This is a genomic window from Capsulimonas sp., assembly GCF_039929585.1.
In the GTDB taxonomy this organism is placed as follows: domain Bacteria; phylum Armatimonadota; class Armatimonadia; order Armatimonadales; family Capsulimonadaceae; genus Capsulimonas.
The window spans coordinates 1-16,020 of sequence record NZ_JBDSQY010000233.1 but is presented as its reverse complement, the minus strand read 5'-3'; the positions used below and the strand labels follow the sequence as shown (position 1 = coordinate 16,020).

Annotated in this window: 13 protein-coding genes; 1 reads left to right on the top strand and 12 read right to left on the bottom strand. The window is 59.2% G+C overall.

The genetic code is table 11. From position 1 onward, the window contains the following. Positions 1–292: 292 nt before the first annotated feature. The 6 genes from ABIZ35_RS17495 to ABIZ35_RS17470 are packed head-to-tail and all read right to left on the bottom strand — an operon-like array spanning position 293 to position 8,620. The gene (locus tag ABIZ35_RS17495) at positions 293–2,026 is read right to left on the bottom strand and encodes a hypothetical protein (RefSeq protein WP_348221198.1); all 1,734 of its coding nucleotides are present in this window, start codon (positions 2,024–2,026) and stop codon (positions 293–295) included. A gap of 33 nt (positions 2,027–2,059) precedes the next feature. Beyond that, positions 2,060–3,727: a hypothetical protein gene (locus tag ABIZ35_RS17490; RefSeq protein ID WP_348221197.1), complete on the bottom strand. Its 1,668-nt coding sequence runs from the start codon at positions 3,725–3,727 to the stop codon at positions 2,060–2,062. Between the two features lie 52 nt (positions 3,728–3,779). After that, on the bottom strand, positions 3,780–5,516 hold the full coding sequence (locus ABIZ35_RS17485; RefSeq protein ID WP_348221196.1) for a hypothetical protein: 1,737 nt from the start codon (positions 5,514–5,516) through the stop codon (positions 3,780–3,782). Between the two features lie 38 nt (positions 5,517–5,554). Continuing rightward, positions 5,555–7,225, bottom strand: coding sequence for a hypothetical protein (locus ABIZ35_RS17480; RefSeq protein ID WP_348221195.1), 1,671 nt, complete (start codon positions 7,223–7,225; stop codon positions 5,555–5,557). Between the two features lie 11 nt (positions 7,226–7,236). After that, on the bottom strand, positions 7,237–8,175 hold the full coding sequence (locus tag ABIZ35_RS17475) for an ABC transporter ATP-binding protein (protein WP_348221194.1): 939 nt from the start codon (positions 8,173–8,175) through the stop codon (positions 7,237–7,239). 4 nt (positions 8,176–8,179) lie between these two features. Continuing rightward, positions 8,180–8,620 carry a GntR family transcriptional regulator gene (locus ABIZ35_RS17470; protein WP_348221193.1) on the bottom strand — a complete coding sequence of 147 codons (441 nt, stop codon included), beginning with the start codon at positions 8,618–8,620 and terminating at the stop codon, positions 8,180–8,182. A gap of 177 nt (positions 8,621–8,797) precedes the next feature. Between ABIZ35_RS17470 and ABIZ35_RS17465 the strand changes: the two genes are divergently transcribed. Next, a complete protein-coding gene (locus tag ABIZ35_RS17465; protein ID WP_348221192.1) occupies positions 8,798–9,679 on the top strand; it encodes an alpha/beta hydrolase in 882 nt (293 codons plus the stop codon). Positions 9,680–9,761: 82 nt separating this feature from the next. On the opposite strand, the gene ABIZ35_RS17460 is transcribed toward ABIZ35_RS17465, so the two are convergent. The 6 genes from ABIZ35_RS17460 to ABIZ35_RS17435 form a co-directional block, all read right to left on the bottom strand. Beyond that, a complete protein-coding gene (locus ABIZ35_RS17460; RefSeq protein WP_348221191.1) occupies positions 9,762–9,965 on the bottom strand; it encodes a hypothetical protein in 204 nt (67 codons plus the stop codon). A gap of 88 nt (positions 9,966–10,053) precedes the next feature. Next, the gene (locus ABIZ35_RS17455) at positions 10,054–10,389 is read right to left on the bottom strand and encodes a hypothetical protein (protein WP_348221190.1); all 336 of its coding nucleotides are present in this window, start codon (positions 10,387–10,389) and stop codon (positions 10,054–10,056) included. 51 nt (positions 10,390–10,440) lie between these two features. Continuing rightward, positions 10,441–11,253 (bottom strand): hypothetical protein, encoded by an 813-nt coding sequence (locus ABIZ35_RS17450; protein WP_348221189.1) that lies wholly within the window; start codon positions 11,251–11,253, stop codon positions 10,441–10,443. Positions 11,254–11,399: 146 nt separating this feature from the next. Beyond that, positions 11,400–12,497: a glycosyltransferase gene (locus ABIZ35_RS17445; RefSeq protein WP_348221188.1), complete on the bottom strand. Its 1,098-nt coding sequence runs from the start codon at positions 12,495–12,497 to the stop codon at positions 11,400–11,402. A gap of 21 nt (positions 12,498–12,518) precedes the next feature. Further along, positions 12,519–13,100, bottom strand: a complete 582-nt coding sequence (locus ABIZ35_RS17440) for a hypothetical protein (RefSeq protein ID WP_348221187.1) — start codon at positions 13,098–13,100, stop codon at positions 12,519–12,521. 240 nt (positions 13,101–13,340) lie between these two features. Then, the gene (locus ABIZ35_RS17435) at positions 13,341–15,845 is read right to left on the bottom strand and encodes a choice-of-anchor tandem repeat GloVer-containing protein (RefSeq protein WP_348221186.1); all 2,505 of its coding nucleotides are present in this window, start codon (positions 15,843–15,845) and stop codon (positions 13,341–13,343) included. Between the last annotated feature and the right edge of the window lie 175 nt (positions 15,846–16,020).

Sequence of the window (16,020 nt, the reverse complement as noted above, 5' to 3'; positions counted from 1 at the left end):
CGTGATTTGTGAAATCTGTGGAGTTTGACACGACGCTGATCGAATAGTTGCACGGAGCCCGGCCCGCAAAGCGAAACGTCGATGTCTGGTTCTTTTCAGATTACTGTTCTATTCGTTGCAAAACTCTTCGGATTTATTACCGGACCCGATCCCCGCCAGACCTGTGCGGCGTGTGCGGAGAGAAACTGCCCGCTTACCGGAGACGCCTTTCGCTTCAGCCCAGCAAAACTCAACCCGCGAAACCTATCCGCGCAGTCATGATTTTATCCTCATGTCTCCAGGCGATTGATCGTCATCGGCTTCGCTCCCAGGCCAGCGCCAGAGGCGCGAGCGTGAGGCGCACACCGGGCATCAGCAATAAGACAGCCAGCGCTGTTTGCCACCAGATGATGTGATACGGCGTGAGCGCGAAGCTGAACAGGGCGATCAACGCTGCTGCTGCTGCGACCCAGAAGATGAGGATATGACGGAGTGCGGTCATAGTGAGAAGACGGCGATGGAGCAGGGTGGAGACCGTCCGTACGCAAGCCGTCAGTTTGATCGAGACGGCGATTGCCATCAGGCAGCCAATAAATGTTTCGATCTGACCGCGCGAATATGCGTGTGCGTGCTGATCGGCAAAAGTGCTCACGCCAACAGTGAGAACAATCATGCCCCAAAAAGCGGCGGCGACGCCGTAGCGCAGATAGGGAGAGCGTGCGGTGAAGATCAAGAACACATTGTCCGCCTGTGCTTTCCAGGTCAGCAGCATCAAGCCAAGCGTCATTGCGATAATGAGGACGATGCTGTGTGAATCCTGGCTCGCAAGAATTGCGCCGCCAACGGTTCCCATACGGCCGTTCATCCGCGCCGGCAGTGTGATCCAGAGGATGATGAACGGAATGAGGGTCAGCCAAATGACGGCCGCGCTGTCTGCGCAAACGCGCAGCTTTGCCGTGATCCAACCCTCATTGCTGATCGGGTGCGTCTTGAGAAAAGAGAAAATCCCATTGTTACGCTCACGGAGGTCGATCGAAATAATGGCCGCAAGCGGCGCGAACATCGCCACGGTTATGATTGGCGTGAGTGGAGACAAACCTGCCCACGTCGAGTTCCCATAAGTGATCGCGTAAATGTGATGTGCATGGTTGGTGAGGAACTCCGCCAGCGAAATCTTGTCGACGTATGGTGTCGAGGCGGTTGGTCCTACGCGCATCAGTAAGCTAAACAAGTTGAGGTAAACGATGATTGCCGGCAGGAACCATCGTTCCATTCGCCGCTCGATCCAAATTTGTGCGGCGAGTTTGGATGAGAACTGCTTTTTATCGGTCGCGCGCGCGTGTAATCTTGGCGCGATTTCGCCCAGCAGCCGATCGCCATGGCGTGTTCTTGTCGCGCCGATGGCGGCGAGCCCATAGCCTGCGCCCGCCAGCGCTAAATAAACCAGGATCAGTGCGATTTCCGGAACATTGCAGACCGCCGACAGGACTCCGAAAAAGACAAGACCGAGCAGCGCAAAAATGATTGCGAAAGGCCGCAGCCATTTCGCGCAAAGAAACCGAGCCGTGAGCATGGCGCACTGGATACAGAGAACCATTACCGCCGGCCAAATCCATGGCAGGGTCAATCCCGAAGGCCGCCAAATCAGCGCAGCGTTGAGCAGCCAGCAGATGACGGAGCCGGCGGCGCCGTAGAAGCACAGCCAGCCGACGAGAGTTCGGGTGCGTATGGGGAGAAGAAACAAAGCGTCGTCGAGGCTGACTGTGAGCGCCATGGGAGTCAGGATCGTTAAGATTGGGATAATCAGCATGGAAAACTGAAACAGCACAGTCGTTCCCATGGAAAAGTCCTGGGCGGAATGCTCCGCCATCAAACGGTGAAATTTTCCGGCGAACAGCAGATAATCCAGCGCCGCCATGACGACCCAAGCCGCAGCCACCCAGGAACCCGATCGGCGCACGTGCAGCCAGAGATACAGACCGATTGCGGTTCCCGCCGACATCATGCGGCGGGAAGGCGCGGGCGCTTGAACGATTTGCGTGGTCATGACATCACACTTTCTTTCATGGGCGTTCAGGCCCTATCGGCTCCGGTCCCACGCCAGCGCCAGAGGCGCGAGGGCGAGGCGAACGCCGGGCATCAGAAGTACAACCCCCAGTGCGATCGTTGGCCATTCGGCGCGCCCTGCGGCGAAGCCCACGCACAGCAGGACGAAGAAGGTGAGGGCGCCGGCTGCCCACATCGTTAGCGCGGAGCGCAGCGTGCGCGCCGAGATTAAGCCCCGGCGGCGAAGGGTGGCGACGATCACAGTACTAGCCCCGAGTTTCAGCGCGGCGAGGAACAGCAGCGCGCCGGGCAGGACCGGGCGGACGGCGGGACTGGCCAGGACGTGACTGTAGAACGGCGGAATGGCGAGCGGAAGCAGAACGATCCCTGTGAAAACCCACGGAACCCATGCGCGGCCGGTCAATTGCAGGAACAGCGTCTCGACCTGAAACTTCCAGCTGAAGTAAAACAACGCGAGAAGTCCCGTGATAGTGATCGTTATGGTGTGCGCATTGAGGACGGGCGCCACTGCGTTCCAGAACGCCGCGCCGAGGCTGATCTGGTGGAAGTTCTCCCAGGCCGGCAGCGACATCCAACTGATGAAGAATGGGACGATCGCCGCCCATGCCGCCGCCGCGCTCAGCGCCGCCGAGCGAAGCTTGGCCGCGACCAATCCGGAGCAGTCCAGCGGACGGGTCGCCAGGAACGGCGAAAGTGTCTTGTCGCTTTCCCGCATGCCGGGCGAGGCGCATCCGATCACGAGCGCGAAGTACAGCAGGGCCATCGCTAGAAACGGCGGCACGTTCGCCGCCCACATATTCGCCGAAACGTGGCGTGTGTGGTGGGTGAGCATCGTGATCACCCCGATTTCGGAGACCAGTGGGATGCCCAGCACAGGCAGCGTCAGCACGCCGAGGCCCGCGACCGCCGCCGCCATGTAAAATCCGTGATTGCGCCATTCAAACCAAGCCTGTGAACGATCCGCCGAGCGGAACCGTCCGCGCAGCGGCCCCGTGCGCTGAGATTCCGTGAGTCCCAATCCGCCGATGGTGTCGCCGCAGCGCGTCCATTTGGCGCCGACCACCGCCATGATGTAGGCGAAAAACGAGATCGCCGCATAGCCCACAACGACCACGCTGGGCGCCACGCCGCCGCTGACGGCCTCAATCCCGCCCAGCACCAGCAGAACAGTGGACAGCGAGTAGATGAGCGCATGCAGCGTGCCGAAGGCAAACGGCTGGGATCGGATCGAGAGCGCCGCCGCCTGCACGGCGGCGAGCATGGCGGCGGGCCACCAGATCGGCGCGTCCAGCCCGGCGGGCCGCCAGATGAACACAGCGTCGGCGATCCAGCACATGCCGGTTGCGAGGCTTCCATATAGCATCATCCATCCGACGATTCTTTCCGTACTGAGGGGCAGAGTCCAGAGGCTGGCGTCGATCTCGGAGACGGCCATCATCGGCCCCAGTATTAAAAGGCCAGGGATCAGTCCTGCCGTAACGAAAGACGGGCCATGAAGGATATCCATGACGGTCGTGATCTTCCCCGCGAAGAAGTAATGATCGACAATCGCCGAGACAAGCCAGGCTGCTGCGATGATCCGGAATATCCGATAAAAGCGCATCCAAAGATAGCGCGCGATCCCGCTCGCCGCACTTCGCGTCGCCGGCCGTATGGGCGCCTGGAGAATTTGCACGGTCATGATCAATACGTCCCTTCACGTCGGAAATCATCAGTTCTCAAATCGTCAACGGTCATCGATTGCGGTCCCACGAGAACGCCAGCGGCACCAGCGCCAAGCCAGGTCCGGGCATCAAAAACAAAATGGCGAGTAAAATTTGCGGCCAGGAAATTCCCTGGGGGACGAGCGCGACGCAGAATAAGAGAAAGAATACGGTGGCGGCGCCCGCCCAAGCGGCCGATACTTTTCGCATCGTCAAGGCGCTTATGAGAGACCGTTTCCGCAACCTACGCGTTGCTTGGAGGGTTAGCAGCGCCTTTAAACAAACGACCACGACGGCGCAGCAAGCGATACTCAATGCGGCATGAGCCGAATTGTTCGCTATCAGCAGCACGCCGCCAGCCGCGATAAGAATCGTGATTTTCGCCGTGTAGTAGCCTCCGACAACGATGCCCCATCTCCCTGTCAGGCTTAAGAACAGCATCTCGGCTGGAATGGCCCAGCTCAAAAAGATCGAGCCGGCGAGGACGGCAATGTAAAACAGAAGCATGGCCCCATTTTTGCTGGCTCCCAGTACGGCAATGAAAGCCTGACCTTGCGTCGTCGCGGCCGAGTGCATGATTGTCGGCGTCATCAGCCAGACGGCGGCGGCCGGTAGGAGCGCGATCCATACGCCCACGACGCTCCAGGCGATGATACGCAAATGGATAGCCACATAGGATGCGGCGTCGAATGGTCGTACGGAGACAAATGGTGAAACCCGGATATCCGCATTGTTAAATTTCCACCTTACGGAGTTGACTGTCACGTCGCGCCGTCGCAGCATTCGCGGGGCGAATGCGCCGGCGAGCCCTGACAAAAAGACAATCGTCGTGACGCTTATTCCGAATCCGTACCAGTCAATGGACGAAAATCCGTACATCCCCCAGTAGTTTGGTCCCGCCGACGTGTCATGGACGATTTGCAGGATTATGGGAAACAGCAGGGCCATCGCGCCTGGCGTCAAAACATGTCCGATGATCGCCCATTTTCGAGTGCGCCATTCGCACCACAACTGCGCCTGTTCCGGAGTTCGGAACTTCGCGGGACTCGTATGGGCCTTGCTGTTTGGGACGTCTACTTCCGTCTTTATTTCTCCCATTCGCGCGTTCTGAGCTCTTGCTGTCGCCACTGGGAAGAACAGGAAAGCCACGGTGAGATACCCGGCCCAAAGAACGCTTTCCGGTGTCTGGGAAGAGAACTCGACGATTGTTCGCCATACTGCATGCCCTTTCACCAGGAGCAACGCCGCGATGACGATGGCCAGTAGAACAGAGGCGGCGGCGTCGCGCCGGCTCAGGACGTCAGGCCGGGAGGCTGCTGTGAAAACAGTCGCGAACAGTGCGGCGAGCGCGGCGGCGGGCCACCAGAGCGGCGTATCCAGTCCGGCTGGGCGCCAAATACACAAGGCGGTGGCGATCCAGAACAGCGCGATCGTCGATGCGCCGATCGACATAGCCCAGCCCACAAGCATCCGTGTGCGAATGGGCAGCAGCCATAAGCTGTCATCCATTCGGGCCAGCAGAACCAGCGGCGACAAGATCAGCATCGCGGGAAAAATGAAGATTGTGACGCTCTGCATTTTCCCACACTGTGCGAGAGTTGGGATTTGACCTGCGTACAGGAAATGATCCACTGCGGCGGACACAAGCCACGGAGCCGCCGCAAACGCAAAGGCCCACCGATATTGCGTCCACAGGTACAGAGCGAGGCTTACAAACGGAAGCATCCGTCGTCCTCGGCTGGGCAAATGCGCTATCTGGGCGGTCATGGATCAGCACTTCCCTTCGTATCGAAAATCATCATTTCTCATCGGCTTCGGTCCCACGCGAACGCCAGCGGCGCCAGCGCCAGGCGCAATCCGGGCATCAACATGAGGACAGCCAGCGCCACATGCGGCCAGACGATATGATAGGGAGCCAGCGCCATGCAGAACAGCAGAATGAAAAAGAGCGCGGCCGTCGCCCATAACACCATGGATTTCCGTACGCGGAAGGCGCTGATGAGGTTTTGTCGACGCAGCGCGTGAATCGCCAGAGCCAGGAACAGCATTTTTAAACAAACGCCGACGATCGCGGCGCGCCAAATGAAAGCTTCTGTCAAAGAATGCGCGATTGCCTCAGAAGGATGAGTGAATAGCCACTTGGCCCCGATCATTCCTCCGGTAAAAAGGAGGTAGGAAACCGTAAAGATCGATACCTGCGCCCATCGCCTGCCTATCATAGTCAAGAAGAGCAGATCCGTCTGAAGTTTCCACGTCAGAAAGATAAGAGCGGACGCGATAGAGATCGCCAGTATCAGCGCATGCGAGCCTTGCGGCGTGAACGCCGTCGTCCAAAGCGCGTTTCCGAGCAGTGTCGAGCGACCGTTGACCGTCGCGGGCGTCAGAAGCCAAACGCCTGCGAATGGAAGGAACGTCGCCCAGGTTTTCGCCGTAATGTAGGCCGCCACTCGAAGCTTGACGTCAATATATTCCGCTGCGGAAATCGGTCTTGTTGTCAGAAATGACGTCAGGGTTCCGTCAGCATTTCTGGAGCCAGGCGCTCCCACGCTCACCAGTGCAGGTATCCACCAGAACATCAGAAGCGGTCCGCCGGTAACGAGACACGCCATGATGGAGACATGGTCCAAGTTCCAAATAGAGGCGCTCAGCGGCTTGTCGGTGATAAAATTTGTCATTGGCCAGCCGAGCAGGCTAAGAGTGCCGAGGAGTGACGATGCAGCGACCGGCAAGCGGCTTAGCAACCGACGCTCAAACCAGACTTGAGCCTGTCCGTGGGTGTGGAACTTCGACTGGGGAATTTGGGACTTGCGTCCCACCGTGGCTATCATCGGAGCGGCGCCGTCGCCCCGCCGCGCCTGCCCCGCTTTGGAAACAGCAACGGGAAACGAAAGCGCAATTGCCGCGAGATATCCACCCACGAGAACGCCTTGCGGCAATCCATACCAATCCCCGGCGATCCCCAATCCCGCCAGCGCGAACACGCCCAGCACATACGCTGTGGCGACACGAGTGGTGATGGCGGCGGACTGACAATTCATTGTGAACGTGAGCGCGTAAATAGCGGCAAGCATGGCGGCCGGCCAGAAGATTGGCGCGCTCCATCCGATCGGCCGCCAGATGAGCGCTGCGGTGGCGATCCATAGCAGTGCTGTCGCCGACACACCGATTAACATCATCCATGCGACGAGCGTGTGTATACTGACGGGCAGTTTCCACAGAGATTCGTCGATTTTTGGCATCATCACCAAAGGCGAAAAGGCCGCTACGGAGCCAAACAGGACGATAATCACCAATTCCGGCGCCAAGGATGCGTTTTGGCCGATCAAGCAGAAATGGCAGATCAGCGCGGCGATGAGCCAGGGCGCCGCCAGGAGCGCCGCAGACCGTCGATACCTTGTCCACAAATATAGGGCAAATCCCCGAAACGGATTGAACCGCCGCATCTGCGGGGGCACGCGTGTGATCTGAATCGCCATCACTTAATCCTCTAATCTTCCGGGCCGACGGCGATCTTGGCGCCGACGCGGGCGACGAAGATATCGTCGAGCGAGGCGGGCGTGTGGGCGACAACGCGGGCGTCCTGAAGCGCGGCGGCGGCTTCGATGTCGGCCGGTCGTCCATGACAAACGGCGGTCCATTCGCGTCCGAAACCTTCCCAGTGCAGCGCGCCGGGCATTTCCGGCGCCGTCTTGCGCGCCGAGCCGAACTGCACGCTGGCCTTGAAATGGGTTTCTTTGATGGTGTCGAGTGCGTCGGCGAAGACGATCTTGCCGCCGCGCACCATCGCCACATAATCCGACACGCGCTCGACTTCGCTGAGCAGGTGCGAGGAGAAGAGCACCGTGCGACCCTCATCGGCGATGGTCCGGATGATGGCGCCGAGAATATCTCGCCGGACGATCGGGTCCAGGCCCGACGACGGCTCGTCGAGCAGCAGCAGGTCGGGCCGATAGGAGAGGGCGGCGATCAGGCCGACGCGGGCGCGCTGTCCTTTCGACAGGTTCTTCACGATGGCGCGGGCGTCCACGCTGAACTCGGAGCGCAATTGTTCGGCGAACGCCTCGTCCCAGGTCGGGTAGAACGCCTGTGTGTAGCGCATCAGCTCATGCACGGTCATCCAGCCGGGGAGACTTGTCTCTTCCGCCAAATATCCAATCCGCGAGAGCACCCCGACCGGGTCTTCCACCGGATCCCGTCCGAAGACGCGCACGGTCCCTTGCTGCGCCTTCAACAGCCCCAGGATATGCTTGATCAGGGTCGTTTTGCCCGCGCCGTTTTCCCCGACCAGACCGTAGACGACGCCGGGGGGAACCGTCAGACTGACGCCGTCCAGCGCCGTCTTCGGTCCAAAGCGGCGCGTGAGATCCTGGATCTCGACGACCGGCGCGTCATTTTCTCGCTCTGCGTTCACGTTCTCGGAAATCATCGCGTCACTTCTCCTTGGATATACTTTCCGTCAAATCACCCATTGGCCGCATCAGGCCGTCATCTATCGGTCGCATTGCGGCGCTTCGTTCCCGGACCAAGTCCACGACTTGGTCCACGCCGAAATTCATTTGCGCCGCCTCCGCCAGCAGGGCGTCCACCCGCTGCGTGAGGATCTTCCACTGCTCGTGCTGCGCCAGCCGCGACCCTTTATCGGAGACATAAGTCCCCGCCGTTCGCCGCTTCTCCACCACGCCCGCCATTTCCAGCTCCCGGTACGCCCGCGCCACCGTATTCGGCGTCACCAGCAGTCGCTCCGCCAGCACACGGATCGGCGGCATCTCCTCACCCGTCTCCAGACGACCGGACGCGACCAGATACTTGATCTGGTTGACGATCTGCAAATAGATCGGCGTCCCGTCTTCAGTTGAGATATGGATCTGCATGAGCGCTTTCGAAGTCGAAAAATTGTATTAACTCAATGATACAATATCGCAAGCGGTCTGTCAAGGCGTTATGGAGAAAATCTTCATCGAACCTTTCACGCCGACGCGCGTCTGTGACTGTGCCTGCCCGATTCGGCTGCGCCCCAAATATTGTCGTTCACAACGAAAGGAATTGATATGAACGGATTACGATCGGCCACACGCGTGTGGTTAGCCTGTTTGCTTTTAGGAATAACGCTTATTTCCGGCAAAGCGTTTTGCGCGAACGGGACATCTCCCAAAATTGTGCGCAATATCTCTTACATGGCGCAGGGCGGCGATCCAAAGCTCAATGCGCTGGATATCTACACGGAGGCTGGGACATCGAACCGGCCGGTGATTGTGTTTATCCATGGCGGGGGCTGGAGGAACGGCGACAAGGTGATGGGGGCAGGGGATAAGGCGACGGATTTCACGCAGGAGGGATATGTCTTCGTCAGCATCAACTATCGTCTGTCGCCGGCGGTGACGCATCCCGTGTTCGCCCAGGATTGCGCGCAAGCAGTCGCCTGGGTTTATGGGCATATCGCGGGTTACGGCGGCGATCCCAAGCGAATTTTCCTGATGGGCCACTCGGCGGGCGCGCACCTGGCGGCGCTCATCAGCACGGACACGCACTATCTGGCGGATGTCGGCGTTCCCATGAAAGCGCTGCGCGGCTGCATTTTGCTGGATTCGGCGGCTTACGATATGCGTCCGGGAGCGCCCAACGATCTGATCCCGAAGGTTCTTATTCGAAAAGCGTTCGGCTCCGATCCCGCCGTGCTGAAATCCGCGTCGCCGCTTGTCTACGTCGCGGCAGGCCACGACATCCCGCCATTTCTGATCTTCTACGTCGCCACGCGCGACACCTCGCGCCAGCAGTCCGAAACCATGGCCCGCGCCCTCACCGCCGCACATGTGCCGGTGGAAGTAAAGCCCGCCTACGACAAATCGCACCGCACGCTGAACGTCGGATTGGGAACGGATGGGGATATTCCGACTGAGCAGACACTGGAATTTCTCGCCAAGTACAAGTAAGAAATCGCACTCTGGCAATTTTGTGGATACAAGTGTCGAGCGCCTTGTTAGTCGAGGCGCTCAAGCAAAAAAAGGATAAGCGCTATTCGTCTCTATTCGGATCCCAGGCGTGTGTCGGGTCCGGATAGAACGTAATGGAATGTGGCGCCGGCGCTCCTGCGGTAACGGTTAAAATCAGCCAGCCGCCTGGCACTTTTGCCCTTGCCAGCCTGGCTTCAAACTCCAATTTGAAGATACCTGCTCCCCCCAGCTCTACTTTCGGTTTGTCGACGACTTCCCACTTCATAAATTGTCCTCTGTTCGACTGTGTCATTATGCCCGGTTACTTAATGAGACTCAAATCAGAGTGGAAAGTTGCACCAGCGAGGGCTGATCTAACCAAACACCCATTCCGGGCATTCTTCCGGCGGCAGCGGGCTGGCGTCGGCGGCGGGACCGAGGGTCGGTGGATGTTCGGGGGCGGGGACGCCGGAGCTGGCGTTGTCGTCGGGAGGGACGGCGCGGATCATACGGACATCGGCGAACCGGGCGTTCCAGTCGGTGTACTCGATCCGTTTGCCTTCGCCCGTCAGGCGGTTTTCGGCGTGGAGATACCAGACGCCATTGCGTGAGGCCGAGCGGATCGTCCACTGTCCCCAGTGGCGCACGGTCATGACGTATTCAACGCCGCTGTCCAGAAACTCACGCAGCGGCATGGCGCTTGTACTCATGATATTACCCTTCCTCGTTGAGGCAATACACAAAGGCCCGCATCGCAAAACTCACGTCGTGGGCGGTTTGGGAGCAATGAAAGAAACTGTTGGCCAGGGAGCCACGATTTTCCTGCTCTTCGCGTTCCGCAGCGGCGAAACACATTGTTTTGCGCGGGGCGCACGGCTTGCGCTGCGCCCAGTGGTCGCGACGCGCGGTGATGAGCTCCAATACCAGGAATGCAGATCTTGAGCGCAGCTGCCCAGGCCGGTCGCAGCGGTAAAGCCGACACAGGCCGTGGGAGAGCCGATGGTTGCGGGAATATCGATGGGATAGGTCTGGACCGCCGTGGCCGCCGTTTTGAGATCCGTAATCCGGACGCGCAGAACGGCGTTCTCATACGCCATCTCAACACGGAATGGGTGCTGGCTGCGCAGATCGATGTGCGCGGGCATCAGGTCGATCCCGCCCAGCGGCATGGCGCCATTGGCGTACACGCCGGTGGAGCTGTTGGACGGATCGCCTGGATTGCCGGTGCAGTCGAACTTGATGGCGACGCTGTGATCGATTGTCCCGGCGCCGAGATTGGCGCCGCCGAGTCCTACTGCGGAGACGCCGCTTGCCTGAAGGATAAACGTCATGCCGTCCGCCACGTTGGGGTAGCTCTGCGTGGCGTCGTCGAATGGGCCGCCGCTGATGATCTGAAACTCGAACGAGTTATGGAATTTGGCGACATTGACGGGATCTTTGTAATAGATGGAGCAGATTTCGCTCATGCCCTTGTCCGTCAGGCGGCAAACGCCGCCCATGAACACAGGCCCCCAGGGATAACTCTGATTCGCCACCAGATCGTTGTTCGAACTGGGGTTCGAGTGGTCGATCACCTGGGCGTGCGCCGCCGTCGGCAGCAGCGCGGCTGCGGCCAGAATGAGAATGAGAGCGTTACGAAATATCCATGCCTCCTGTCGGGCTGCCCGTCGGGATTATTTGTATCCACATATTTTATCACAAGTTTCGCGCTGGGACCGAATTACTCTGTTATGACGGCGCGATAGAGCGCATCCAGCCGCGCGACCATTGCATCCTCAGTGAACCCCGCGTCCATGATCCGCTGGGCGCGCAAAGCGCTCTCCATTTCTTCGACCCCGCGCGCGATCTGTCCTTCAATCTCTCCCGCCATAAGATTCGCCGTGATCGTTACTTCGTGTTCCGTCAAAGTCAACTGATCCCGCGTGAGCGTTGTGAGACGTTCGGAAAAAGGCAGGGGGATGACGGCGAGGTCTTCGTCCGCGACGCCCAATGTGTGAATCTCGCCGTAGAACGGAGTCGAATCCGTGGCGGCGACTGGGACGCCGCTCATCAGCGCTTCGACGGCGACCATCGGAGCGACCTCTTTGAGCGATGTGGAAATCAATAGATCGGCGTATCGCACGGGACGATCGGACGCCGGGTCGGTATCTGGCCAAAGGCGCACTTGGGTGGGATTTGCGCTCTGGATAGCGCGCGCCTGCGGCCAAAAGCCATCGCTGCGGTTCACATCGCTGGAGTTTGCTGTGAATTGCATCAAAAGCACGGCGCGCTCTGGAAGGCGCGCGGCTAGGGTCGTCAAGATTTGCAGCCCCTTAGCGTCTTCCAACCTTCCGATATGGATCGCGAGAAAACTGTCCTCCGGGATTTGCAACTGCGTGCGAAAGGCCAATCTTGCCTTCAGGGAGGCGGGGCGATAGACCATGGGATCGCGTCCGATATGCACGACTTCGCAACGCGTTTCGGGAAACAATGCTCGCGACTCCTGCGCGAGAAACTCGGCGGGCGCGATGCAAAGCGCCGCATTCGCCATTGATCTGCGGACGTTCTCCTGCTGACCCGCACTCAAATAACTCCACTGCACATGCCGATGAACAACGGCGCGCGCGTGGGACGGGAGCATCGCGAGCAGCCGCGATTCGCCGGCGTCTTCAGGATTGTGGGAGATGATGAGATGCGCGTCTTCCGGAATAGCGTTCTGCAAAAAGACGCCGTGCGTATCGGCGGCGAGCGGAGTTACGCGGAGGCGGCGGTTGATCCGCTCCGCGAGGAAATCCTGTCCGAATGTCGCCGTGCGGCGCGGGGTTAGCTGCAATCGCATGGGTTTGAGAAACGGAAACTGTTAATGCGCCGGCGGCGCAGCGAGATAGAAACGGCTGTGAGTAGGACGTCCTTCGTCCGCCTGCTCCAGGAAGTACTGTCGGCCTGCCAATTTGAATGCGGAGGCGTCGGCCTGCACTGAGAGAACAACGGTCGGCAGGTTGGAGAGCATCGTGATCTGGTGCGTGTTACGGACCGTAAAACCGCTGTCGAACGACGTGTAATTCCCATCGGACGGAACCTTGCCAGAGGCTACGTGACGCCCCTGCGTGTCGACGATGCGCCAATCGCCGATCTGCAATTGAGAACCGTGTGCGATGTACCCGGTATCCGTCATCGGCGCCATGATCGCTCCTCGGTGAATAACGATCCGGGGATCTTGATATTGCCCATTGGGCGGCACAATGAACAATCGCGGCGAGGAATGATCGGACGCGCTGTGAAGCGAATGCGGCATGGCGTCTGAGTAGGCGGAGGCCGACTCAGGGATATCGGCGTCCGCTTTATGGTGAAAATGTGTCAGCACGTAACCCGCCGCCAGAATGCAGGCGAGCGTCTGAATGCCGACAACGACCGAAGCAGCTTTTTTATTTTGATTGAGCATGGCGCCCTCCGTGAGAAGAGTAGGAACTGGGGTAGCCCCAGGCGAGCGTCAATGGTTGCAGGGCTATTGTACACCAAAAAACAGACGTTGTTTGAATTTTATATTAAAATTCATGGGTTCTTGGCGACGATTGCGGGACACGAAGCAAAAGAGCCATTCCCAATTTGGGAATGGCTCTTTTGCTGTCCAGAGAGGACGGTGGATGTCGCTTTGCATAAGCACAAGTTTCCGCGCTCTTCGCTATGGCCCTGGCGGCGGGCCGTTCGTCGAGATGAGAGTGAACGTTCCGGAGCCAACCGCAGTACCGCCCGAGGCGGTAACGGTGACCTCTCCGTACATCGAGCCGAAGACGGGTACGGTGGCCGTGATGCGCGTGTCGCTAAGCCGGGTGAACGGAACCTGGGAGCCGTTGATCGTGACGCGATTGGCCGTCGTGAAGTTCGTGCCGCCGATTGTGATTTTGGCGCCGGCTGTTGCTGAGGTCGGCGAGAAGATTTGAACTGTTGGGATATCGACATCCAGAACGAACACCGTTCCGCAGTTCTCATCGCCGCCCTGTGTGGCGACGCCGTAGAGGTTGCCGTCCCTGCCGATTGTCATGCCGGATTGCGTATCGCCTCCCAGCAGCGGGTCCAGATCCAGCAGAAACGAAAACACGCCGTTCTTGATCCGAAATACGCTGCCGCTGGAGTAGGCTCCACCGGTCGTGGTGGCCCCATAGAAAGTTCCGTCGGGACCGAGAGCCAGGGGCGCCCAGGGTGTGTTGCCCGTGGTTTCCGCGAAGCTGTAGATGCTGCTGACCACACCGGCCTGAGTGACTTTGAGGATCGAGCCTTTGTCGTAAAGACCGCCTGCGGCAGCCGTTCCATAGAGGTTCCCGTCCTCGCCAAAGGTCAGACCCTCGTGAGGGAATTTGCCCTGGGCGGCCGTGAGGGATCGGTTCCACTTAAAATAACCCTGCGTGGTGAGCGCAAAGACGGTCCCGAAACCGTCGGCGCCCCCGGCGACCGTCGTGCCGTAGAGCGTTTCGTCCGGACCTTGAACGAGCGTGCACGTTGGCTGGGAGCCAAGGCTCGCGGAGCTGAAGCCGCGCAGGAGTTTGATCGCGCCCGTCGTGGAAAGCCGGAAGATAACGCCGTTGTCGGCAAGAGAGCCTTTGCTCGCCGCGCCGTAGAGGTATCCATCCTTGCCGAATATCAATGCGGCGACCGGGACTTTTCCATAGCTGTTATTGAACTGATAGAGAGCGGAGACTTCGGCCTTGGACGGACTTCCAGAGAAAGCACATTTGAACACACAGCCTGCGTTGGATGATCCGCCGATCGTAGTCGTTCCATACATCGTTCCGTCCACGCCTTGCGTCAGGCCGGCGCTGGGGAGATAGCCGCTGGGACTACTCTGGTTGAACGAATAGACGATCTCCTGTGCGCCCTGCGCGTTGATGCGGAAGATCGTCCCCGCACCGTGCAATCCTCCGACTTGCGTCGTTCCGTAATAGTATCCGTCCGATGCGAGCAGCAGTTTCCCCGTGGGTAAGACTCCATCGTGGTACCCTTCGTTCAGGTCAAGGATCGTAACACAGGAGCCGCCCGTGCTCGCTTTGAATATCGATCCCCAATTTTGCGCGCCGCCGTTCTGGCAGGCGCCGTAGAGCAGTCCATCGGCGGCCTGGAACAGCGCGCCCGGCGTGGCGCCGTCGTGCCCGTTGGTGAAGCTGTAGACACGTGAGACTGTCGGCTTCTCACCCAGCACGACACGGAAAATGCCTCCGAAACCGCTCAAGCCTTCCGCGCTGACCGTTCCATAAAGCACCCCGTCTTTACCGACGATCATGGACGTTTTGGGAGTCGCGCCGATCTGTCCGCCGGGAAAGTTGTAGACCGTGCTGAACTGGCCGTTCGCGATCTTATAGATCGTTCCTTTGCCATAAGCGCCGCCCGCCGCCGCGACGCCATAAAGGGCGCCGTCCGGGGCAAGGGTCAGACCGCCGTTCGTGGTTAGTCCATTAGGGGTGGTGAACGTCTTGACGACCTGGAGAACGCCGGTGGGCGAGATTGTGTAGACGGAATCCTGACCGTGCCCGCCGTCCGCATACGTGGTTCCATACAGCATGTGGTCCGCGGGATTGAACACCAGCGGCGAGGCGGAGACGTTGCCGGTCGCGGAGCTGAAGCTGGCGACGACGGAAACCACGCCGCTCGTCGATACCTTGAAGATCGTCCCAGCATCGTTTGCGCCGCCAAGGTCCGTGGCGCCGTAAAGGAGGTGGTCGTAAGGATTGAGATATAGTCCCGAGATGGGATCGCGTGGGCCTTGCGACGCAAATTTGAAGCTGTACACCATGGTGACTTCATCGCGGGCGCTGATGCGGTAGATAGCGCCTTGACCGTACAATCCGGCTTTTTTTGTGGTCCCATAAACGGCGTGGTCTGGACCGATCGCGAGCGCCCCGGTGGGGGTGATGCCCATGGGATCCTCATCTTCAAAGTTATGGATTGTCTTATAAACGCCGTTGGGAGTGATTTTGAAGACCGTTCCACCGCCTGCCCCGCCTCCAAACCTCGTGGCGCCATAAATCGAGCCGTCCGGCGCCTGTGTCATCCGGGTCGAAGGAAATGTGCCGTCGGCAGTCGTGCGAAAGTCATGGATGACATTCAAGGTCTGTCCGTGCGCCGCCGCGCCTGCGCAAAGCACAAGCAGCGCCGGCGCTGCAAATTTGAAGGCTTGAGAACGTGATAGGGGCATGGAAGATGTCTTTCTACCGCAATTGTTACTTCGTTTTACTATGAATACTTTAATTTGTCAAATACAAATTACCATCAAAACAGTCTGTAACCGACTTCTCTCTGACGATTTCATGACATCGAGCTGTCGTTCTCGGCCGCATGAATCAGGGCCACGAGGAATCCCATAATGCTGG